This is a genomic window from Pseudomonas sp. Xaverov 83 (assembly GCF_019352905.1).
GTDB lineage: Bacteria > Pseudomonadota > Gammaproteobacteria > Pseudomonadales > Pseudomonadaceae > Aquipseudomonas > Aquipseudomonas yamanorum.
The window spans coordinates 497369-517860 of sequence record NZ_JAAAFU010000075.1; the positions used below are offsets into that span (position 1 = coordinate 497369).

General features: G+C 60.1%; 19 protein-coding genes. 14 read left to right on the top strand and 5 right to left on the bottom strand.

Annotated features, from left to right (window positions below):
* Positions 1–2: 2 nt before the first annotated feature.
* From ssuC to K0H47_RS23565, 3 genes are read left to right on the top strand one after another with little or no spacing between them, the layout of a single operon-like run.
* A complete protein-coding gene (ssuC, locus tag K0H47_RS23555) occupies positions 3–791 on the top strand; it encodes an aliphatic sulfonate ABC transporter permease SsuC (RefSeq protein WP_010167854.1) in 789 nt (262 codons plus the stop codon).
* Positions 788–1594: an aliphatic sulfonates ABC transporter ATP-binding protein gene (ssuB, locus tag K0H47_RS23560; protein WP_219273732.1), complete on the top strand. Its 807-nt coding sequence runs from the start codon at positions 788–790 to the stop codon at positions 1592–1594. Before ssuC ends, ssuB begins: the two co-directional genes overlap by 4 nt.
* A gap of 29 nt (positions 1595–1623) precedes the next feature.
* Complete coding sequence (locus K0H47_RS23565; RefSeq protein ID WP_003213899.1) at positions 1624–1839, top strand: molybdopterin-binding protein; 216 nt, start codon at positions 1624–1626, stop codon at positions 1837–1839.
* A 98-nt stretch (positions 1840–1937) separates the two neighbouring features.
* On the opposite strand, the gene K0H47_RS23570 is transcribed toward K0H47_RS23565, so the two are convergent.
* On the bottom strand, positions 1938–2573 hold the full coding sequence (locus K0H47_RS23570) for a TetR/AcrR family transcriptional regulator (RefSeq protein ID WP_219273733.1): 636 nt from the start codon (positions 2571–2573) through the stop codon (positions 1938–1940).
* A 252-nt stretch (positions 2574–2825) separates the two neighbouring features.
* Positions 2826–4202 (bottom strand): glutamine synthetase family protein, encoded by a 1377-nt coding sequence (locus K0H47_RS23575; RefSeq protein ID WP_003213894.1) that lies wholly within the window; start codon positions 4200–4202, stop codon positions 2826–2828.
* Positions 4203–4480: 278 nt separating this feature from the next.
* On the opposite strand from K0H47_RS23575, the gene K0H47_RS23580 reads away from it, so the two are divergent.
* The 8 genes from K0H47_RS23580 (at position 4481) to K0H47_RS23615 (ending at position 13662) form a co-directional block, all read left to right on the top strand.
* On the top strand, positions 4481–5260 hold the full coding sequence (locus K0H47_RS23580) for a gamma-glutamyl-gamma-aminobutyrate hydrolase family protein (RefSeq protein WP_219273734.1): 780 nt from the start codon (positions 4481–4483) through the stop codon (positions 5258–5260).
* A 39-nt stretch (positions 5261–5299) separates the two neighbouring features.
* Positions 5300–6658: a glutamine synthetase family protein gene (locus K0H47_RS23585; RefSeq protein WP_010167850.1), complete on the top strand. Its 1359-nt coding sequence runs from the start codon at positions 5300–5302 to the stop codon at positions 6656–6658.
* A 58-nt stretch (positions 6659–6716) separates the two neighbouring features.
* Positions 6717–8081: an aspartate aminotransferase family protein gene (locus K0H47_RS23590; protein ID WP_093203921.1), complete on the top strand. Its 1365-nt coding sequence runs from the start codon at positions 6717–6719 to the stop codon at positions 8079–8081.
* A 208-nt stretch (positions 8082–8289) separates the two neighbouring features.
* The gene (locus tag K0H47_RS23595; RefSeq protein ID WP_026077851.1) at positions 8290–9384 is read left to right on the top strand and encodes a polyamine ABC transporter substrate-binding protein; all 1095 of its coding nucleotides are present in this window, start codon (positions 8290–8292) and stop codon (positions 9382–9384) included.
* A gap of 164 nt (positions 9385–9548) precedes the next feature.
* A complete protein-coding gene (locus tag K0H47_RS23600; RefSeq protein ID WP_063026413.1) occupies positions 9549–10643 on the top strand; it encodes a polyamine ABC transporter substrate-binding protein in 1095 nt (364 codons plus the stop codon).
* 75 nt (positions 10644–10718) lie between these two features.
* On the top strand, positions 10719–11861 hold the full coding sequence (locus K0H47_RS23605) for an ABC transporter ATP-binding protein (RefSeq protein ID WP_003195240.1): 1143 nt from the start codon (positions 10719–10721) through the stop codon (positions 11859–11861).
* Positions 11858–12778, top strand: a complete 921-nt coding sequence (locus K0H47_RS23610; RefSeq protein ID WP_003213882.1) for an ABC transporter permease subunit — start codon at positions 11858–11860, stop codon at positions 12776–12778. The genes K0H47_RS23605 and K0H47_RS23610 overlap by 4 nt, the downstream gene beginning before the upstream one ends.
* On the top strand, positions 12775–13662 hold the full coding sequence (locus tag K0H47_RS23615) for an ABC transporter permease subunit (RefSeq protein ID WP_008438909.1): 888 nt from the start codon (positions 12775–12777) through the stop codon (positions 13660–13662). Before K0H47_RS23610 ends, K0H47_RS23615 begins: the two co-directional genes overlap by 4 nt.
* 141 nt (positions 13663–13803) lie before the next feature.
* Here K0H47_RS23615 and K0H47_RS23620 read toward each other — a convergent pair whose 3' ends face one another.
* Positions 13804–14445 (bottom strand): HD domain-containing protein, encoded by a 642-nt coding sequence (locus tag K0H47_RS23620; protein WP_063026415.1) that lies wholly within the window; start codon positions 14443–14445, stop codon positions 13804–13806.
* A 267-nt stretch (positions 14446–14712) separates the two neighbouring features.
* On the opposite strand from K0H47_RS23620, the gene K0H47_RS23625 reads away from it, so the two are divergent.
* Positions 14713–15678 carry a GlxA family transcriptional regulator gene (locus K0H47_RS23625; protein ID WP_093203929.1) on the top strand — a complete coding sequence of 322 codons (966 nt, stop codon included), beginning with the start codon at positions 14713–14715 and terminating at the stop codon, positions 15676–15678.
* Here the strand turns inward: K0H47_RS23625 and K0H47_RS23630 are convergent.
* Positions 15656–16009, bottom strand: a complete 354-nt coding sequence (locus K0H47_RS23630) for a carboxymuconolactone decarboxylase family protein (protein WP_016973032.1) — start codon at positions 16007–16009, stop codon at positions 15656–15658. The genes K0H47_RS23625 and K0H47_RS23630 overlap by 23 nt on opposite strands.
* Before the next feature lie 99 nt (positions 16010–16108).
* Here K0H47_RS23630 and K0H47_RS23635 point away from each other — a divergent pair, with 99 nt between their 5' ends.
* Complete coding sequence (locus K0H47_RS23635) at positions 16109–17011, top strand: AraC family transcriptional regulator (protein WP_093203933.1); 903 nt, start codon at positions 16109–16111, stop codon at positions 17009–17011.
* A 130-nt stretch (positions 17012–17141) separates the two neighbouring features.
* On the opposite strand, the gene K0H47_RS23640 is transcribed toward K0H47_RS23635, so the two are convergent.
* Positions 17142–19505: a penicillin acylase family protein gene (locus K0H47_RS23640; RefSeq protein WP_219273735.1), complete on the bottom strand. Its 2364-nt coding sequence runs from the start codon at positions 19503–19505 to the stop codon at positions 17142–17144.
* A gap of 239 nt (positions 19506–19744) precedes the next feature.
* Between K0H47_RS23640 and K0H47_RS23645 the strand changes: the two genes are divergently transcribed.
* On the top strand, positions 19745–20492 hold a 748-nt coding region (locus K0H47_RS23645), incomplete at its 3' end, for a peptidogalycan biosysnthesis protein (RefSeq protein WP_257626726.1).

Below are 20492 nucleotides of genomic sequence, written 5' to 3' on the forward strand. Positions count from 1 at the left end.
CCATGAACCTTGAAAAATTAAGTCATCGATTGGCGCCCTGGGCGCTGCCGATCCTGTTGCTGGCGGTATGGCAGTTGTCCGTGTCGGCCGGCTGGTTGTCGACGCGTATTCTGCCGGCGCCCAGCGCGGTGATCGAAGCGGGTATCAGCCTGGTGCGCAGCGGCGAAATCTGGACGCACCTGGCCATCAGTGGCTGGCGTGCAGGCCTGGGTTTTGTGATCGGCGGCAGTATCGGCCTGGCCCTGGGCTTTATCACCGGCCTGTCGACCTGGGGTGAACGCCTGCTGGACAGCTCGGTGCAGATGATCCGCAACGTGCCGCACCTGGCGCTGATCCCGCTGGTGATCCTGTGGTTCGGCATCGACGAGACCGCGAAGATATTCCTGGTCGCCCTTGGCACGCTGTTCCCGATCTACCTCAACACTTACCACGGCATCCGCAACGTCGACCCGGCGCTGGTGGAAATGGCCCGCAGTTATGGCCTGTCCGGTTTCAGCCTGTTTCGCCAAGTGATTTTGCCGGGCGCCTTGCCTTCGATTCTGGTGGGCGTGCGCTTTGCGCTGGGTTTTATGTGGCTGACGTTGATCGTCGCGGAAACCATCTCCGCCAGTTCCGGTATCGGCTACCTGGCGATGAACGCCCGGGAATTCCTGCAGACCGACGTAGTGGTGCTGGCGATCGTGCTGTACGCGGTCCTCGGCAAATTGGCAGACCTGGCGGCGCGCGGCCTGGAACGTGTCTGGCTGCGTTGGCACCCGGCTTATCAAGTGAATAAAGGAGGTGCGGCATGACAGCTCAACAACCTCCACGCCTGCTGCGGGGCATTCCCCTGGCCGTACGCAAGTTGCGCAAGGCTTTCGGCACGCGGGAAGTGCTGAAGGAAATCGACCTGCACATACCAGCCGGTCAATTCGTTGCGGTCGTGGGCCGCAGTGGCTGCGGCAAAAGTACCTTGCTGCGCCTGCTGGCCGGGCTGGACAAAGCCAGCGGCGGCGAACTGCTCGCCGGCTCCGCGCCGCTGAGCGAAGCGATTGAAGACACGCGGTTGATGTTCCAGGAAGCGCGCCTGCTGCCGTGGAAAAAGATCATCGACAACGTGGGCCTTGGCCTCAAGGGCAACTGGCGCCCGCAGGCACTGGAAGCGCTGGAAGCGGTCGGCCTGGCCGAGCGCGCCAATGAGTGGCCGGCGGCGTTGTCCGGTGGCCAGAAGCAGCGCGTGGCCCTGGCCCGCGCCTTGATCCACCAGCCACGCCTGTTGCTGCTGGACGAACCGCTGGGGGCCCTGGATGCCCTGACCCGGATCGAGATGCAGCAACTGATCGAGAACCTCTGGCAGAAGCACGGCTTCACCGTGTTGCTGGTGACCCACGACGTCAGCGAAGCCGTGGCCATTGCCGACCGGGTGATCCTGATCGAAGACGGCGAAATCGGCCTCGACCTGCACGTGGAACTCCCCCGCCCGCGGGTGCGTGGCTCCCACCGCCTGGCGGCGCTGGAAACCGAAGTGCTTAACCGTGTGTTGTCGCTGCCCGGCACCCCGCCGGAACCCGAACCTGTTTCACCGCTGCCTACGCAATTGCGTTGGGCTCAATAACTCACTTGTCTTACACAGGAAGAACGACCATGACTATTAAAGCCATCAACGTGCGTAACCAGTTCAAAGGCACCATCAAGGAAATCGTCGAAGGCGACGTGCTGTCGGAAATCGACGTGCAGACCGCGTCCGGCATCGTCACTTCCGTGATCACCACGCGCTCGGTGAAAGAACTGGAACTGGTGATTGGCAGCGAAGTGATTGCCTTCGTTAAATCCACCGAGGTGTCGATCGCCAAGCTGTGATCGTTCCCACGCTGATCGTTCCCACGCTCCGCGTGGGAATGCATCCCGTGACGCTCCGCGTCACCCATGAGACATTCCCACGCAGAGCGTGGGAATGATCATGTGAGTGCGCGCTTGGGCAAGAATGCCGGCAGATAAAGCCCCACATACGCATCAAACACCCGCATGCCTTCCTCGGCCATGCGCGGGGTGATTTGCCCATGCTGATGCACCGAGCGCGCGTAGACGCGGTCGCTCAGTTCCAGGGCCAGGGCAAACACGTCCACATCGGCGGGCAGGCTCGGCACCTCGAAGTGCCGGTTGAACACCTCATACATCAGGTTTCCCAACTCCAGATCGTGCTGGCGGTCGGCCTGTGTCACTTCGGTCAACCCGTGCTGGGCCAGGATCAATTGCCGGGCGGCGGCGTCGTTGCTGTAGATGGTGAGCATGCGATGCTCAATCACGTAGGACAGGTCGCGCCAATGCTTGAGTGACGGGTGATCAATCGGCGCCTGAATGGCTGCGCGGAAGGCTGCATGGACATCAGCGGTCAGCGCCTCCAGCAGGGCAGGCACGCTGGCGAAGAAGTGATACACCGATGACGGCGGAATCTGTGCCCGCTCGGCCACGCTGTAGATCGACAGGCTGGCCACGCCTTCGGCCGCCAGCAAGGTGCGGGCGGCGTCGAGTATCGCGTCGATCCGAGCCTGGCTGCGGGCGCGGGGTTTGCGAGGGGTGGCAGGGCGATTCATTGAAGTCTCCTACAGGGCAGCGGGCATTGTACGCAGAGCCACTGGATGATCCATACCTTGTGGCGAGGGAGCTTGCTCCCGCGGGACTGCGCAGCAGGCCCAAGACCTGCGCCTCGGTTCTGCCTGAGAGAACCCGGTGTTCTTATTGGGGCCGCTTCGCAGCCCGGCGGGAGCAAGCTCCCTCGCCACAACAGCCATAAAAAAACGCCGCAAGCCAAAAGCCTGCGGCGTTCTTTTTAACCCGGCAACCGCTTACACGGTATGCAGGTACCAGTTGTACTCAAGGTCGGAGATGGAGTGTTCAAACTCTTCCAGCTCACTTTCCTTACAGGCGACGAAGATATCGATGTATTTAGGATCGATGTACTTGGCCATCACCTCGCTGTCGTCCAACTCACGCAGGGCATCACGCAGGTTGTTCGGCAGGCTCTGTTCGTTCTGCTCGTAGCTGTTGCCTTCCACGGGTGCGCCAGGCTCGATCTTGTTGGTCAGGCCGTGATGCACGCCCGCCAATACCGAAGCCATCAGCAGGTAAGGGTTGGCATCAGCCCCGGCCACACGGTGTTCGATACGTACGGCGTCGGACGAGCCGGTCGGTACGCGAATCGCCACGGTGCGGTTATCCAGGCCCCAGCACGGCGAGTTCGGCACGTAGAACTGTGCGCCGAAACGACGGTAGGAGTTGACGTTAGGGCACAGGAACGCCATTTGGGCGGGTAGGGTCTCCAGCACACCGCCGATCGCGTGACGCAATGCGGCGTTCTGCTCGGGATCCTCGCTGGCAAAGATGTTCTTGCCGTCCTTGTCCAGGATCGAAATGTGTACGTGTAAGCCGTTGCCTGCCTGGCCTGGGTAAGGCTTGGCCATGAAGGTGGTGTCCATCTCATGGTCGTAGGCGATGTTCTTGATCAAGCGCTTGAGCAGTACCGCATAGTCGCAGGCCTTTATAGGGTCGGCAACGTGGTGCAGGTTCACTTCGAACTGCGCCGGGGCACTTTCCTTGACGATAGCGTCGGCAGGGATGCCTTGCTCTTTTGCACCTTCCAGAATGTCCTGGAGGCAGTCGACATATTCGTCGAGGTCGTCGATCAGGTAGACCTGTGTCGAATGCGGGCGTTTGCCGGAGATCGGCGAGCGGGGCGGTTGTGGCCGGCCATTCACGTTCTCCTGGTCAATCAGGTAGAACTCCAGCTCGAATGCGGCGCAGATGGTCAGACCGAGGTCGTCAAATTTGCTTACAACTTGGCGGAGTACTTCGCGAGGATCGGCGAAGAAAGGTTCACCTTCGAGTTCGTGCATGGTCATCAGCAGTTGCGCGGTTGGGCGCTTTTGCCAGGGTTCATTGCACAGGGTGTCGGGGATTGGATAACAGATTCGGTCAGCATCACCGATGTCCAGACCCAGGCCGGTGCTTTCCACCGTTGAGCCATTGATATCCAGGGCAAATAGAGAGGCAGGCAGATTAATGCCCTTCTCGTAAACCTTGTGGAGGCTGGTGCGTTCGATGCGCTTGCCGCGCACCACACCATTCATATCCGCAATTAGAAGGTCTACGTACAGAACCTCAGGATGATCCTTAAGGAACGCGTTCGCTTCGTTAAGCTGAACGGCACGCGGGGGTACCGACATGATGCAACACCTTTGTTGTTAAAAATATCAATCATTGATCTCTTCGGGTTTCAGTCAACCCGAACGGCATGCCGAAGTCAAGCGAGGCCTTTTTTGCCCTAAAAAAGCGCCTTGAGGGCTTTTTTGGGGCTTTTTGGGGCGATTTTTTGGGATTGGTGCTCTTGGAACCAGCACGTTTGAGCGGGCCGTGTTGTATTTTTTACGGGGGTGTTGTGTAAAAAAATGAACAAGGCTAAGCTCGATTCAAACCCATAACAGCAATAATACCGGGGTGCTTCATGTCTCGCCTGCCGTTAATCGGCGTCACCGCCTGCTCCAAACAGGTCGGTCTGCATGCTTATCACATCAGTGGCGACAAATACGTCCGTGCAGTGGCCACCGCTGCCAAGGGCTTGCCGTTGATTATTCCGTCCCTGGCGGATGTGCTCGACCCGGCCAATATTCTTGACGGTCTGGACGGCATTCTTTTTACCGGCTCACCTTCCAATATCGAACCCTTTCACTACGACGGTCCGGCCAGCGCGCCCGGGACTGCTCATGATTCTGCACGGGACCAAACCACCTTGCCGCTGCTGCGTGCCGCCATAGCGGCAGGCGTTCCGGTGCTGGGGATTTGCCGTGGCTTCCAGGAAATGAACGTGGCGTTTGGCGGCAGCCTGCACCAGAAGGTTCACGAAGTGCCGGGCATGATGGATCACCGCGAAGACGACACCCAGCCGCTGGACATCCAGTACGGCCCGGCGCACGCGGTGACGATCTCCCCGAATGGGGTATTGGCAAGCCTGGGCTTGCCGTCGACGATCCAGGTCAACTCGATTCATTCGCAGGGCATCGATCGCCTGGCGCCGGGTTTTCAGGTCGAGGCCACCGCGCCGGACGGCCTGATCGAAGGCTTTTCGGTTCCCGCGGGCAAGGCTTTTGCTTTAGGAGTGCAATGGCACCCCGAATGGCAGGTAAGCTCTAACCCGCACTACCTCGCAATCTTCCAGGCATTTGGCAATGCTTGTCGAAAGCGGGTGATGCAACGCGACGCGGATGCTGCGTCAACTTACGCCTGACCTTTAATGGATGTCAGGAAACACAGCCCAGAGGCATTTATGAGTAACAACCTCGACCAGCTCACCGATTGGTTGAAAGACCACAAGATCACAGAAGTCGAATGCATGATTGGCGACCTCACCGGCATCACCCGGGGCAAGATCTCGCCGACCAACAAGTTCATCGCCGAAAAAGGCATGCGCCTGCCCGAAAGCGTTCTGTTGCAGACCGTGACCGGCGACTATGTCGAAGACGACATCTATTACGAATTGCTCGACCCGGCCGACATCGACATGATCTGCCGCCCGGACGAGAACGCGGTGTACCTCGTGCCCTGGGCCATAGAGCCTACGGCCCAGGTGATTCACGACACCTACGACAAGCAAGGCAACCCGATCGAACTGTCGCCGCGCAACGTGCTCAAGAAAGTCCTCAAGCTCTACGCCGATAAAGGCTGGCAGCCCATCGTGGCGCCGGAGATGGAGTTCTACCTGACCAAGCGCTGCGAAGACCCGGACTTCCCGCTGCAACCGCCGATTGGCCGTTCCGGTCGCCCGGAAACCGGCCGCCAGTCCTTCTCTATAGAAGCAGCCAACGAATTCGACCCATTGTTCGAAGACGTCTACGACTGGTGCGAGCTGCAGGAGCTGGACCTCGACACGCTGATCCACGAAGACGGCACGGCGCAGATGGAAATCAACTTCCGTCACGGCGATGCCCTGTCCCTGGCCGACCAGATCCTGGTGTTCAAGCGGACCATGCGTGAAGCGGCGCTCAAGCACAACGTGGCGGCCACCTTTATGGCCAAGCCCATGACCGGCGAGCCCGGCAGCGCGATGCACCTGCACCAGAGCATCATCGACATCGCCACCGGCAAGAACGTGTTCTCCAATGAAGACGGGACCAAGAGCGAGCTGTTCCTGCACCACATCGGTGGCCTGCAGAAATTCATCCCTGAGCTGTTGCCGCTGTTCGCGCCTAACGTCAACTCGTTCCGCCGCTTCCTGCCCGACACCTCGGCGCCGGTCAACGTGGAGTGGGGCGAAGAAAACCGCACCGTAGGCCTGCGGGTACCGGACGCCGGCCCACAAAACCGTCGGGTGGAAAACCGCCTGCCGGGTGCCGACGCCAACCCGTACCTGGCGATCGCCGCCAGCCTGCTGTGTGGCTACATCGGCATGGTCGAAGGCATCAGCCCAAGCGCACCGGTGGTGGGTCGTGGTTACGAGCGCCGCAACCTGCGCCTGCCGCTGACCATCGAAGACGCCCTGGAACGTATGGAAAACAGCAAGACCATCGAGAAATACCTGGGTCACAAATTCATCACAGGCTACGTCGCGGTCAAGCGGGCCGAGCATGAAAACTTCAAGCGCGTGATCAGTTCGTGGGAGCGGGAATTCCTGCTCTTTGCCGTCTGATGCGCCGGGCGCGCCCTTCAAACGGCGCGTCCTCACCTGAAACATCTAGGAGATTGGTATGTCCAGCAACAACCCGCAAACCCGTGAATGGCAAGCCTTGAGCAGCGATCACCACCTGGCGCCGTTCAGCGACTTCAAGCAATTGAAAGAGAAAGGCCCACGGATCATCACCAAAGCCCACGGCGTTTACCTGTGGGACAGCGAAGGCAACAAGATTCTCGACGGCATGGCCGGCCTGTGGTGCGTGGCGATCGGTTACGGTCGCGATGAGCTGGCTGATGCGGCCGCCAAGCAAATGAAAGAGCTGCCTTACTACAACCTGTTCTTCCAGACCGCCCACCCGCCGGTGCTGGAACTGGCCAAAGCCATCTCCGATATCGCCCCGCAAGGCATGAACCATGTGTTCTTCACCGGTTCCGGCTCCGAAGGCAACGACACCATGCTGCGTATGGTCCGCCACTACTGGGCGATCAAAGGCCAGCCAAACAAGAAAACCATCATCAGCCGCAAGAATGGCTACCACGGTTCAACCGTGGCCGGCGCCAGCCTGGGCGGCATGACCTATATGCATGAACAGGGCGACTTGCCGATCCCGGGCATCGTCCACATCGCCCAGCCGTACTGGTTCGGCGAAGGCGGCGACATGAGCCCGGAAGAGTTCGGCGTGTGGGCCGCGAACCAGCTGGAAGAGAAGATTCTGGAGCTGGGCGTGGACAACGTCGGCGCCTTTATTGCCGAGCCGATCCAGGGTGCCGGTGGCGTGATCGTACCGCCTGCCAGCTACTGGCCGCGCATCAAGGAAATCCTCGCCAAGTACGACATCCTGTTCGTGGCCGATGAAGTGATCTGCGGCTTTGGCCGTACCGGTGAGTGGTTCGGTAGCGATTTCTACGACCTCAAGCCCGACATGATGACCATCGCCAAGGGCCTGACCTCCGGCTACATCCCGATGGGTGGCCTGATCGTGCGCGACGAAGTGGTCGCAGTACTGAACGAAGGCGGTGATTTCAACCACGGCTTCACCTATTCCGGTCACCCGGTGGCGGCAGCGGTAGCCCTGGAAAACATCCGCATCATGCGCGATGAACAAATTGTTAAGCGCGTGCACGACGAAACGGCACCCTATTTGCAAAAGCGTTTGAGGGAACTGGCTGATCACCCGTTGGTGGGTGAAGTTCGCGGTGTGGGCATGCTCGGTGCGATCGAGTTGGTTCAGGACAAGGCAACGCGCAAGCGTTATGAAGGCCGTGGTGTTGGCATGATCTGCCGCACGTTCTGCTTCGAGAATGGCCTGATCATGCGCGCCGTGGGCGACACCATGATCATTTCGCCACCGCTGGTGATCAGCAAGGCCGAGATAGACGAGTTGGTGACCAAGGCGCGGCACTGCCTGGACCTGACTTTGGCGGCATTGCAGGGCTAAATGCTAGGCTCAGAACGCAGCGCCTGTCGGGCGCTGCTTCTGGGGTGTTAGAAAAGCGGGGCATTGGTTGAAAGCCGGCCCCTGAACTTGCCAGACTGTCGCCCTGTTTTGTTGCCCCTTAGACGGGCTGCGAAACACGTTGTACTTAAAGAACGAACGTGGCCCAAAAAAGAAAAAATTGGAGCATGACCGAATGAAGGCATTAGGTTTGAAGAACGCTGGCAAGACCCTCCTGGCCTTGTCCCTGATGGGGGCCATGGCAGGCGCGGCGCACGCCGACGATAAAGTGCTGCACGTTTATAACTGGTCCGACTACATCGCACCGGACACCATCGCGAACTTTGAAAAAGAGTCCGGGATCAAGGTGGTCTATGACGTGTTCGACTCCAACGAAACCCTGGAAGCCAAGTTGCTGGCAGGCAAGTCCGGTTACGACATCGTCGTACCGTCGAACAACTTCCTCGCCAAGCAGATCAAGGCCGGTGTTTACCAGGAACTGGACAAGTCCAAGCTGTCGAACTACGACAACCTGAACAAATCCCTGCTTAAGGCCGTGTCCATCAGTGACCCGGGCAACAAGCACGCCTTCCCGTACATGTGGGGCTCGATCGGCATCGGCTACAACCCGGAGAAGGTCAAGGCTGCACTGGGCATCGACAAGATCGACTCGTGGGACACCATCCTCAAGCCGGAAAACCTCGCCAAGTTGAAAGGCTGCGGTGTGAGCTTCCTCGATTCGCCAACCGAAATGCTGCCAGTGGCACTGCATTACCTGGGCCTGCCGACCGACACCCAGAAGAAAGAAGACCTCAAGCAAGCCGAGGCCTTGTTCCTCAAACTGCGTCCTTCGATTGGCTACTTCCACTCGTCCAAGTACATCTCCGACCTGGCCAACGGCAACATCTGCGTAGCCGTGGGTTATTCGGGTGACGTGCAACAGGCCAAGTCCCGCGCGGCTGAAGCCGGTGGCAAGGTCAAGGTTGCCTACGACATTCCGAAAGAAGGCGCCGGCAGCTTCTATGACATGGTCGCCATCCCTAAAGATGCCGAAAACGTCGACGCTGCCTACAAGTTCATGAACTACCTGCTCAAGCCGGAAGTCATGGCGGGCATTACCAACAGCGTACGTTTCCCGAACGGTAACGAGAAAGCTACCGCATTGGTCGACAAAGACATCACCAGCGACCCAGGCATTTATCCGCCAGCGGACGTGCAAGCCAAGCTGTATGCCATTGCTGACTTGCCGGCTGCTACTCAGCGGGAAATGACCCGCAGCTGGACCAAGATCAAATCGGGCAAATAATCCGCTTTGATACCGGTTTCGCTAACTGCCGCGATGCGCGCGGTGGTTAGCGAAACAATTAAATGACAGAAAGTTTTGCCGGATCGGTTTATCGAGGGTAAGTTGCGCGCCGGTTTTGTTGCCGGGCAACAACTTCGGGCCCAACTATTTAAGAGGACCTCCACTTGCCAATTTCTTTATTTCGCAAAGCCTTGCTGGTGGGTGCAGGTATCACGCTGGCTGTCAGCGTGCAGGCCGCGCCGACTGTGCATATTTATAACTGGTCGGACTACATTGGCCCGGACACCCTGGCCAACTTTGAAAAGGCCACCGGCATCAAGCCGGTTTATGACGTGTTTGACTCCAACGAAACCCTGGAAGGCAAGTTGCTCGCCGGGCGTACCGGGTATGACGTGGTAGTGCCGTCGAACCACTTCCTTGGCAAGCAGATCAAGGCCGGGGCGTTCCAGAAAATCGACAAGTCGCAACTGACCAACTACGCCAACCTCGACCCGGCGCTGCTCAAGCGTCTGGAAAAGAACGACCCGGGCAACCAGTACGCCGTGCCGTATCTGTGGGGCACCAACGGTATTGGTTACAACGTAGATAAAGTCAAAGAAGTGCTGGGCGTCGACAAGATCGACTCCTGGGCCGTGCTGTTCGAGCCGGAAAACATGAAGAAGCTGGCGAGCTGCGGCGTGTCGTTCATGGACTCGGCGGATGAAATGCTGCCGGCGGTGCTCAACTACATGGGTTTGAACCCCAACAGCACCAACCCTGAAGACTATAAGAAGGCTGAAGAGAAACTCCTGAAAGTGCGTCCTTACGTGACCTACTTCCATTCTTCCAAGTACATCTCGGACCTGGCCAACGGCAATATCTGCGTGGCGGCCGGCTTCTCCGGTGATGTGTTCCAGGCCAAGGCCCGTGCGGCCGAGGCGGGTAAGGGCGTGAACATCGCCTACGTGATTCCGAAAGAAGGCGGCAACCTGTGGTTCGACGTACTTGCCATCCCCAAGGATGCGACCAACGTCAAAGAGGCCCTCGCCTTCATCAACTATTTGCTGAAACCTGAGGTGATCGCTCAGGTCAGTGATTACGTCGGTTACGCCAACCCTAACCCAGGGGCGGACAAACTGATGGAGCAATCGATACGCACCGACGAAGCGGTTTACCCACCGCAGGCGGTTCTCGACCGGACTTTTGTCAACTTCGAGCTACCCCCGAAAGTGCAACGTTTGATGACCCGTAGCTGGACCAAGGTCAAGACGGGCAAGTAAGGCTTAACGCTCAAACTATCCAAGGCTGGCCCGTATTGGGCGAGCTGCACTCTTTTTATTCTGGGAGTTTCGTAAATGGCAGTTGCCTCCGGCGCCTATAAGAAAGCCCTCGAGGGCGACCAGACACCGAAAAAGGTGCTGGTCAAAATCGACCGGGTCACGAAGAAGTTCGACGAGACGATTGCGGTGGACGATGTGTCCCTGGAAATCAAGAAAGGCGAGATCTTCGCCTTGCTCGGCGGATCGGGTTCGGGCAAATCCACCTTGCTGCGCATGCTCGCAGGCTTCGAGCGCCCAACGGAAGGACGCATTTACCTCGACGGTGTGGACATCACCGACATGCCGCCGTACGAGCGGCCGATCAACATGATGTTCCAGTCCTACGCCCTGTTCCCCCACATGACCGTGGCCCAGAACATCGCGTTTGGCCTGCAACAGGACAAGATCCCCAAGGCCGAGGTCGACGCCCGTGTGGCCGAGATGCTCAAGCTGGTGCAGATGAGCCAGTACGCCAAGCGCAAGCCGCATCAGCTGTCTGGCGGTCAACGCCAGCGGGTGGCACTGGCGCGTTCCCTGGCCAAGCGTCCGAAACTGCTGTTGCTCGATGAGCCGATGGGCGCATTGGACAAGAAGCTGCGTTCGCAGATGCAGCTGGAACTGGTTGAGATCATTGAGCGCGTCGGCGTGACTTGCGTGATGGTGACCCACGACCAGGAAGAGGCCATGACCATGGCCGAGCGCATCGCGATCATGCACCTGGGCTGGATCGCCCAGATCGGCAGCCCGATCGATATCTACGAAACGCCTACCAGCCGCCTGGTGTGCGAGTTCATCGGCAACGTCAACATTTTCGATACCCAGGTGGTGGACGACGCCGAAGGCCACGCGGTACTCAAGTGCCCGGACCTGGACCGCGACATCTACGTCGGCTACGGCATTGCCACCTCGGTGGAAGACAAGTCGGTGACCTACGCCATCCGCCCTGAAAAGCTGCTGGTGACCACCGAAATGCCGACCTGCGAGCACAACTGGTCCAGCGGCAAGGTGCACGACATCGCTTACCTCGGCGGCCACTCGGTGTTCTACGTCGAATTGCCGAGCGGCAAGCTGGTGCAATCCTTCGTGGCCAACGCCGAGCGCCGCGGCCAGCGCCCTACCTGGGGTGACCAGGTGTACGTGTGGTGGGAAGACGACAGCGGCGTGGTACTTCGCTCATGAACATGAAGAAGTTCAAACGCCAGCTGCAACGAATAACCCCCGGTGGCCGGCATGTGGTCATCGGGATCCCTTTCCTCTGGCTGTTCCTGTTCTTCATGCTGCCGTTCTTCATCGTCTTGAAGATCAGCTTTGCCGAAGCCGACGTGGCGATCCCGCCGTATACCGAGATCTACACCTTCGTTGAACAGAAACTGCAGTTGGTGCTGAACCTGGCCAACTACGGCATGCTGGGCGATGACGAGCTGTACATCGCGGCATACCTGGGCTCGCTGAAGATGGCGTTTTTCAGCACCATACTCTGCCTGCTGATCGGCTACCCGATGGCCTACGCCATTGCCAGCGCGCGTAAGGAAATCCAGACCGTGCTGGTGCTGCTGATCATGATGCCGACCTGGACTGCAATCCTGATCCGCGTCTACGCGTGGATGGGCATCCTCAGCAACAACGGTTTGCTCAACGGCTTCCTGATGTCCATCGGACTGATCAACGAACCGCTGCAGATCCTCAACACCAACATTGCGGTGTATATCGGCGTGGTCTATTCGTACCTGCCGTTCATGATCCTGCCGCTGTACGCCAACCTGGTGAAGCATGACCAGAGCCTGCTGGAAGCCGCCTCGGACCTGGGTTCGAGCACCTTCAACAGCTTCTGGAAAATCACCGTGCCGCTGTCCAAGAACGGCATCATCGCCGGCTGCATGCTGGTGTTTATCCCGGTGGTGGGCGAGTTCGTGATCCCGGAACTGCTGGGCGGCCCGGAAACCCTGATGATCGGTAAAGTGCTGTGGCAAGAGTTCTTCAACAACCGTGACTGGCCGGTGGCGTCTGCCCTGGCGGTGGTGATGCTGGCGATCCTGATCGTGCCGATCATCCTGTTCAACCGCAGCCAAGCCAAAGAGATGGAGGGCAAGATATGAAGCGCGTCAGTTTCTCAAGCTTCATGCTGGTGGCGGGGTTGCTGTTCATCTACCTGCCGATGCTGATCCTGGTGATCTACTCGTTCAACGAATCCAAACTGGTGACGGTGTGGGGCGGTTGGTCGATCAAGTGGTACGTGGGCCTGTTGGACAACACCCAGTTGATGGGCTCGGTCGGTCGCTCCCTGGAAATTGCCTGCTACACGGCGATTGCCGCGGTGGCGCTGGGTACGTTGGCGGCGTTCGTGCTGACGCGTATCAGCCAGTTCAAGGGCCGCACGCTGTTTGGAGGCCTGGTGACGGCACCGCTGGTGATGCCGGAAGTGATCACCGGTCTGTCGCTGTTGCTGCTGTTCGTGGCCATGGCGCAGATGATTGGCTGGCCCCAGGAACGTGGCCTGGTGACCATCTGGATCGCCCACACCACGTTCTGTTCGGCGTATGTGGCGGTGGTGGTGTCGGCGCGTTTGCGTGAGCTGGACCTGTCGATTGAAGAAGCCGCGATGGACCTGGGTGCGCGACCGTGGAAGGTGTTCTTCCTGATCACCATCCCGATGATCGCGCCGTCGCTGGCGGCGGGCGGCATGATGTCGTTTGCGCTGTCGCTGGACGACCTGGTACTGGCCAGCTTCGTGTCGGGGCCGGGTTCGACCACGTTGCCGATGGAAGTGTTCTCGGCAGTGCGTCTGGGGGTTAAACCCGAGATCAACGCCGTGGCCAGCTTGATTCTGCTGGCGGTGTCGATCGTGACGTTCCTGGTGTGGTTCTTCAGCCGCCGTGCCGAAGAGCACCGCAAGAAAGCGATCCAGCAGGCGATTGAAGAAGCGGCTGCGGATGGCTGGGAGAAGCCGGCGGACTCGCGTCGCGCACCGGCACCGGTCTAACTGACGGAACCGGCTCAAAAAATGTGGGAGCTGGCTTGCCTGCGATAGCGGTGTGACAGTCGACTGATGTGTTGACTGAAACACCGCCATCGCAGGCAAGCCAGCTCCCACAGTGTTTTGTGGTGTTTATAAGGCTGTGTTTCAGGCCACCCAAGGTGATTTACGAATCACCTCGACAAAGTTCATCGGCTTGAACCCAGGCTCCTGATCCACCAGCACATCGGTCTTCACGTTGCCAAACGTGGTCTGCGGACGATGGCGCAGGCCGTCGGCAAACGCGCAGATGATGCACTCCTTGAACCCTTCACCCCGTGGATGCGCATGCACCACCGCTTCGCGCTGCACGGTGCTGAAAGCTGCGTACTCCATCCCCAACACATCCATTTCGACGCCCGCCGTCACCAGCGCCACAGTCGGACGCAAATGCTTGGGCACGCCCGGCGTGGTGTGCAGGGCAATCGACAACCACACCTGCTCGATGTCGTCATCGCTCAGCCCGTAAGGCTTGAGGAAATCCGCTGCCGCATTGGCGCCGTCCACTTCAAAGCGCTCGTCGTCACTGCGGTGACCTTCCACCAAACCCAGATCGTGGAACATCGCGCCGACGTACAGCAGCTCCGGGTTGTAAGCCAACTGCTGACGCTCACCACTCAAGGCGCCGAACAGGAACACCCGGCGGGAGTGGTGGTAGAGCAGGTCGGATTCGATGTCGCGGATGTATTCGGTGGTGGCCTTGGCCAGGGCGCTGTCCGGGATCTTGATGCCGGCGATGGTGGTGCTCATGGTCGTTATCCTCAAGAAAGCGCCGGGTTGGCGCCGATGAGTCCAGTCTGGTCGTGCGCCCGCGAGGGGGCTACCGTGGTGAGGGAGTGATCCCGGCCAATGTGCCGCGATATCGCGCCAAGGCTATGCGCGATCAAATGTGGCAGCTGGCTTGCCTGCGATAGCATCACCTCGGTATACCTGATGGACCGAGTCGCCTGTATCGCAGGCAAGCCAGCTCCCACAGGGATTTTGCATTTATTCAGTTGGAAAAAGGTGTTTCTACCCATGGGCAAAACCGTTGCCATCCTGATCTTCCCCGGCGTCCAGTCACTGGACGTGACCGGGCCCTTGGATGTTTTCTGCGAGGCCAACCGTTTTCTGCCGACCGAGGAGCATTACCAGTTGGAGGTGATTGGCCTGGGCCACGGCAACATGGCCTGTTCCAACGGCTTGTCGTTGCAGGCGCATCGGCATTTCAGCGAAGCCCTTGATCCCTACGATTTGCTGCTGATGGCCGGCGGGCCGCAGCTGCCCTTCGAGGATTTCGGCCCGGTGTTCAATCAATGGCTGCGTGACGCCAGCGCGCGAGCCAAGCGCTTCGGCTCCATCTGCAACGGCGCCTTCATGCTCGCCCGTGCCGGTCTGCTGGACGGCCGCACCGTCACCACTCATTGGGGCGACGCCGCCGACTTGGCCAGTTTGTGCCCATCGGCCCAAGTGGAAGCCGACCGCCTCTACGTGCAGGACGGCAACCTCTACACCTCGGCCGGGGTGACGGCAGGCATCGACCTGTCGCTGTACCTGCTCGCGCAGGACCACGGGCCGGAAGTGGCACTCAGCGTGGCCAAGCGCCTGGTGGTGTTCACCCAGCGTTCGGGCGGGCAGTCGCAGTTCAGCCCGTTTTTGACACCCCACGCAGAAGCCACCTCGGCGGTGGCGCTGGTACAGCTCTACGTATTGGCCAACCTGACGGGCGACCTGACCATCGCTGATCTGGCCAAGGCTGCCAACATGAGTGCACGCAACTTCTCGCGGGTATTCGCCCGGGAAGCGCAGATCACCCCGGCCGAGTTTGTCGAGCGGGCGCGGGTGGATGCGGCGCGGGTGATGCTGGAAAGCACCCACGCGCCACTCAAGACCGTGGCGTACCAGTGCGGCTTTCGCGACGCCCAGCACATGCGCAGTGTGTTCAATCGCCGGCTGGGCGTGACGCCGCAACAATTCCGACTTAACTTTGCGGCGCCGGTTTGAGCGTGTCGTAGGCTTCCAGGGCACGCAGCGAGTAGATATACGCCGCACCGGCATTCAGCGAAATCGCTGTGGCCAGAGTCGCCGCCACTTCTTCGCGGGTGGCGCCGGCCTTGATCGCTGCGTCGGCATGCACGCCGATGCAACCGTCGCAACGTGTGGTGATGGCCACGGCGATGGAAATCAGCTCACGGGTCTTGGCATCCAGGACGTTGTTTTCCTCGGCAGCTTCCCCCAGCGCCATGTAGGCTTTGACCATCTTCGGGTTGCTCTTGCCCAGCGCGCCAAAGGCTTTCTTCACGGTAGGCAGCAAGTCGGACCAGTTATTGAACATCGTGTTAACTCCTGAACGGTTTGGGTGTGAAGCCAGTGTGTGCGGTTCAGGTTTGGCGCTTTTGTTCGATCCACTCACCTTTTTGACCGATGCTCGCAAATGAACTCCATCGACACCCTGATCGCGTTGGCCAACCTGCGGGGCAGCCTGGACTTGCGTTGCCAGTTCCAGGGCGCCTGGGCCATGGACCACGAGCCCGAGCCGCTGGGCGTGGCGCCGTATCACATTGTGCTGGCGGGCACGTGCCGCGCCGAATTGTCCGGTGGGCAGCAGGTGACGCTGGAGGAGGGCGATATCCTGTTGATGCCCGGTGGCGCAACGCACCTGGTGCGCAGCCAGGGCGCGCGAGTAAAACCGGTGGCGCAGACCGTGATTGAAGGCGGCTTGCTGCCGATCCATCGCCTGGGCGGTGAGCAGCCGGACGTGGACATGCTCTGCGGCAGTTTTCGCTACAACCGCCAGTCGTTGCTGTTCAGTGCGTTGCCGGACTACCTGGTGGTGTCGAGTCGGCAGTGGCAGGCCGATGGGCAGTTGGCGGCGTTGATCGCACTGCTGCGCAGCGAGGCGGACGGGCAACGGTTGGGGGCGCGCTTCTTTATCGATGCGCTGTCGTCGGCGTTGTTCACCTTGATCCTGCGGGCGTGGCTGACGCAGCAAGCGCCGGTGGCCGGCACCTTTGCCTTGTTGACCGACAAACGCCTGGGCAAGGCCTGGCAGGCGATGCTGGCGGATCCCGGCCATGAGTGGACCATCGACAGCCTGGCCAGCGCCGCGTCGATGTCCCGGGCGACGTTCATGCGCGGGTTTGTCAAAGTGGCGGGTGTGTCGCCGTGGGTGTTGTTGACGCAGTTGCGCATGGAGCTGGCGTTCAACCTGCTGCAGCAGTCGCGGCTGAGCCTGACGGATATTGCTGCCCAGGCGGGGTATCAATCTCAGGCGGCGTTCAGCAAGAAATTCAAGGAGACCTACGGTGAAGCGCCGGGGCGGCTGCGAGCACGGTAGACGCCACGATGGAGATCAACTGTGGGAGCTGGCTTGCCTGCGATAGCGGTGTGTCAGTCAACATTTCTATCGACTGACACACCGCTATCGCAGGCAAGCCAGCTCCCACATTTATGGCATTTCTTCTGAGCTATTGCGGTGTCCGGGCCGGCAATAGCTTGAGGGTACTGCGGGTATTCGCCGTCACTTCCTCATCATTGAAATGCGCCTGTTCATACCCACCCTCGATATACGTCTCCGCCTGGTCGGAGTAGTGCTTGTCGAACGGCACGCCACTCTGCCCGACCGGGTTGATGGTCAGCGCATGGGCGGCGTCGGCGAAGTCGATCAGGCGCCGGGTCGACGGTCCGTACGTCACTGGCCATGGCGCCGGGCCGATCTGGGCGGATTGGTTGTTGGGCACTTCATGGGTGCCGGGCGCAGCAAACGGGCCGACGTTGACGATCTTGTCCAACGGCTTCTGCGAGCCCAGCGGATGACCATGGGTCAGGGTGTGGGCCTTGCCCCATTGCCACTGCGACGGGTCGTCACCCAAGGTCGCCTTGAGGTGTTGCAGGCTGTTGTCCCACGCGAGCTTGACGGTGTCGGCACGGTGGCCATCCCACCAGGGCGAATCCGCTGAAGCGGTCAGGCGTGGCAAGGCTGCGTCCACTACCCGGGTGGTGAGCAAGGTCTTGAACATTGCATCGCCCAGTTTGGGGTGGAACGCGGCGTCAGTGAGGTTGAACAGGAACTGGTTGAACAGCGTGGCACTGGTGGACTCCAGCGGGTAATCGCCTTTCCAGGTTGCCAATTGTTCCACCAGCTTCAACTGCGACGGGTCCTTGACCACTTCACGCAGCACCGGCAACAGCGGTGCCAGCAGCCGTGGGCCGTAGGCGGTGGTAGTGCCGAGCTGCAAGGCCTGGCTGTTGTCCACGTCCCATTTCACGCTGTTGTCGCTCAGCTGCGCGTTCAACTGCTGGCCACGGTCTGCGAGGTTGTAGTAACCGGGAATCGGCATGCCGGTGGGGGACGCGGGCTGGGCATTGGCGGACACCACATAACCGCGGGCCGGGTTTTCTTCCTGGGGGTTGGCGCTGAACGGGTAGAAGCCGAGCTTATCCGCCTGGGCGGTGCTGCCGTCGAGGATAAAGCCCGGGTTGGCCCCGGCCGGGCGGATCGGCAACTGTGCCGCCGCCCACCAGCCGATATCGCCCTTGGCATTGGCCCACACGATATTCAAGCCAGGTGCCTGGACTTTGGCCGCCGCTGCGCGGGCCTTGGCGAGGGTATCGGCACGGTTGAGCTGGTAGAAGCCGTCGAGGATCGGGTTCTCGGTGTTGAGGAACGCCCACCACATGGCAATCGGCGTCTTGCCGGCATTCTCGCCGAGCACGTCATTGATGATCGGGCCGTGGGGCGAGGTGCGCAGGGTCAGGGTTACCGGGTCCTGGCCCTTGACCGCGATCTGTTGCTCGCTGCTGGTCATGTCCACCCATTGGTCGTGGTACCAGACCTGATTGGGGTTGTCCGGGTTGACCTTCTCGGCGATCAGGTCGAGGTCATCGTTCTGGAACATGGTCAGGCTCCAGCCGAAATCCTTGTTGTGGCCCAGGAACGCCACCGGCACCAGCGCGTTGTGATAACCGTAAAGCTCGAAACCCGGCGCTGACAGCTGCGCCTCGTACCACACCGACGGCACCGAGAAGCGGATATGCGGGTCACCCGCCAGCAACGGCTTGCCGCTCTTGGTGCGGCTGCCGCTGATGGCCCAGGCGTTGCTGCCTTCGAACTGCGGCAGGCCGTTGTCGGCCATGGCCTGTTCGCTCAACTGGGCGATGGCGCCCAAATCCTTCCAATCACCGGCCGCGAGATTCAGCGCGCCCTTGGGCTGCCAGTCGAGGTCGAAGACCTTCAGGTAATCGCTGCCCAGTTGATCGCGTACGTACGTCAGCAAGGGTTCGGTGCGAAAGGCGACGGCAAAGCTGTAGGCCAGGTAGCCGGCGACGCTGATGGTGTCTTCGGCGGTGAACCGGCGCTTGGGGATGCCCAATACGTCGAACTCCATGGGGCTGGCGTGGCTGTCCTGATACTGGTTGACCCCGTCCAGGTAGGCTTGCAGGGCCTTCCAGGGCGCAGACTCATGGTCCATGTGCTCGACGTAGCTCAAGGCACGCTCGCGAATGCGCAGGCTGCGGAACAGTTTGTCGGTCTCCAGCAGCTTGGGTCCCAGCACTTCGGCCAGCTCGCCACGGGACAGGCGCCGCATGATCTCCATCTGGAACAGCCGGTCTTGGGCATGCACATAGCCGAGGGCGCGGTACAGGTCGGTCTCATTCTCGGCGCGGATATGCGGCACGCCTCGGTCGTCGTAGCGCACCGTGACCGAACCTTGCAGGTGGGCCAGCTCCACCGTGCCCTGGCGAGTCGGCTGCTTGCTGTACACGTACCAGCCGGCGCCAACCATCAGGGCTACGAGCAGGATGGCCAGCGCGGTCAGGATGCGTTTCATGGGTTGTCCCTTATTAGTCGGTCACCGTGAAGATTCGGGCAGTTTAGTGGGTTTGGCGAGCGCTGCGGAAAATGCTGTCGGGCTCGCGTTCCCTGAACCTCACCTGCATGAAGTCGGGGTTATGAAGTTGGATGCGGGTGAGCGGGTTATTATGTTTACTCTGTTACATGAAACCAGCCGCGCCGTGATCAATCAGGCCATCCGTGCGCGCCTTTGCTATCACTTTCGGAATGCAATTTATGACAGATCCCAGCCGTGCACAGGTGCCTTATGCCTGCTGCATGGAAACGCCATCGCTGATCAGCAACTTTTTGCGATACCCGCCGGTGGGCTTCGACGCCCAGCTGTCAGCACAGGGACTGCCGTACTTTTTCACCCGGTTCGACCTGCAAACCACCGCCGACGACGAGCTGCGGACCCGCCTGCGCAGTTGGCCGGGGTACCGTTTGTGGCAGTCATGGCTGCATATCGACACCTGTTTTGTCGGCACCACGGTCAGCGAATACTCCCCGTTTCCGCTGAGCGTACCGCCACAGGACATGGCGCAATGGCTGCAACAGGAGTGTGCGCCGCAACGCAAACTCACCATCGTCAAAGACGTGCCGCTGGATTCTCCGCTGCTCAGTGTCGAGGACAATCGCTACGCACACGCGCTGATTGAGGCTTGCACCCAGCGCGGATTCATCAATGTAGAGGGCCAGGCGCTGGCCTATGTGCCCATCGACTTCACCTCGATTGACGAGTATCTGTCGCGGTTATCCCATAGCCGCCGGCGTAATATCCGCCGCAAGTTGCGCAGCCGTGATGAGTTACGCATTGAGGTCCTGGACACCGGCGATGTGCGGTTCAGCGATGAGCAATGGCAGCAGGAACTGTATCGGCTGTACAAGGCGGTGTACGCACAGAGCGAAATCCACTTCGATTTGCTCACGCCCGATTTCTTCATTCAGTTGCTCACCGATGCCGACAGCGGCGGGCATGTGTTCT

Coding starts and splice junctions, on each gene's coding strand:
- ssuC (WP_010167854.1), top strand. CDS start 3: ATGAACCTTGAAAAATTAAGTCATCGATTGGCGCCCTGGGCGCTGCCG.
- ssuB (WP_219273732.1), top strand. CDS start 788: ATGACAGCTCAACAACCTCCACGCCTGCTGCGGGGCATTCCCCTGGCC.
- K0H47_RS23565 (WP_003213899.1), top strand. CDS start 1,624: ATGACTATTAAAGCCATCAACGTGCGTAACCAGTTCAAAGGCACCATC.
- K0H47_RS23570 (WP_219273733.1), bottom strand. CDS start 2,573: ATGAATCGCCCTGCCACCCCTCGCAAACCCCGCGCCCGCAGCCAGGCT.
- K0H47_RS23575 (WP_003213894.1), bottom strand. CDS start 4,202: ATGTCGGTACCCCCGCGTGCCGTTCAGCTTAACGAAGCGAACGCGTTC.
- K0H47_RS23580 (WP_219273734.1), top strand. CDS start 4,481: ATGTCTCGCCTGCCGTTAATCGGCGTCACCGCCTGCTCCAAACAGGTC.
- K0H47_RS23585 (WP_010167850.1), top strand. CDS start 5,300: ATGAGTAACAACCTCGACCAGCTCACCGATTGGTTGAAAGACCACAAG.
- K0H47_RS23590 (WP_093203921.1), top strand. CDS start 6,717: ATGTCCAGCAACAACCCGCAAACCCGTGAATGGCAAGCCTTGAGCAGC.
- K0H47_RS23605 (WP_003195240.1), top strand. CDS start 10,719: ATGGCAGTTGCCTCCGGCGCCTATAAGAAAGCCCTCGAGGGCGACCAG.
- K0H47_RS23610 (WP_003213882.1), top strand. CDS start 11,858: ATGAACATGAAGAAGTTCAAACGCCAGCTGCAACGAATAACCCCCGGT.
- K0H47_RS23615 (WP_008438909.1), top strand. CDS start 12,775: ATGAAGCGCGTCAGTTTCTCAAGCTTCATGCTGGTGGCGGGGTTGCTG.
- K0H47_RS23620 (WP_063026415.1), bottom strand. CDS start 14,445: ATGAGCACCACCATCGCCGGCATCAAGATCCCGGACAGCGCCCTGGCC.
- K0H47_RS23625 (WP_093203929.1), top strand. CDS start 14,713: ATGGGCAAAACCGTTGCCATCCTGATCTTCCCCGGCGTCCAGTCACTG.
- K0H47_RS23630 (WP_016973032.1), bottom strand. CDS start 16,009: ATGTTCAATAACTGGTCCGACTTGCTGCCTACCGTGAAGAAAGCCTTT.
- K0H47_RS23635 (WP_093203933.1), top strand. CDS start 16,109: ATGAACTCCATCGACACCCTGATCGCGTTGGCCAACCTGCGGGGCAGC.
- K0H47_RS23640 (WP_219273735.1), bottom strand. CDS start 19,505: ATGAAACGCATCCTGACCGCGCTGGCCATCCTGCTCGTAGCCCTGATG.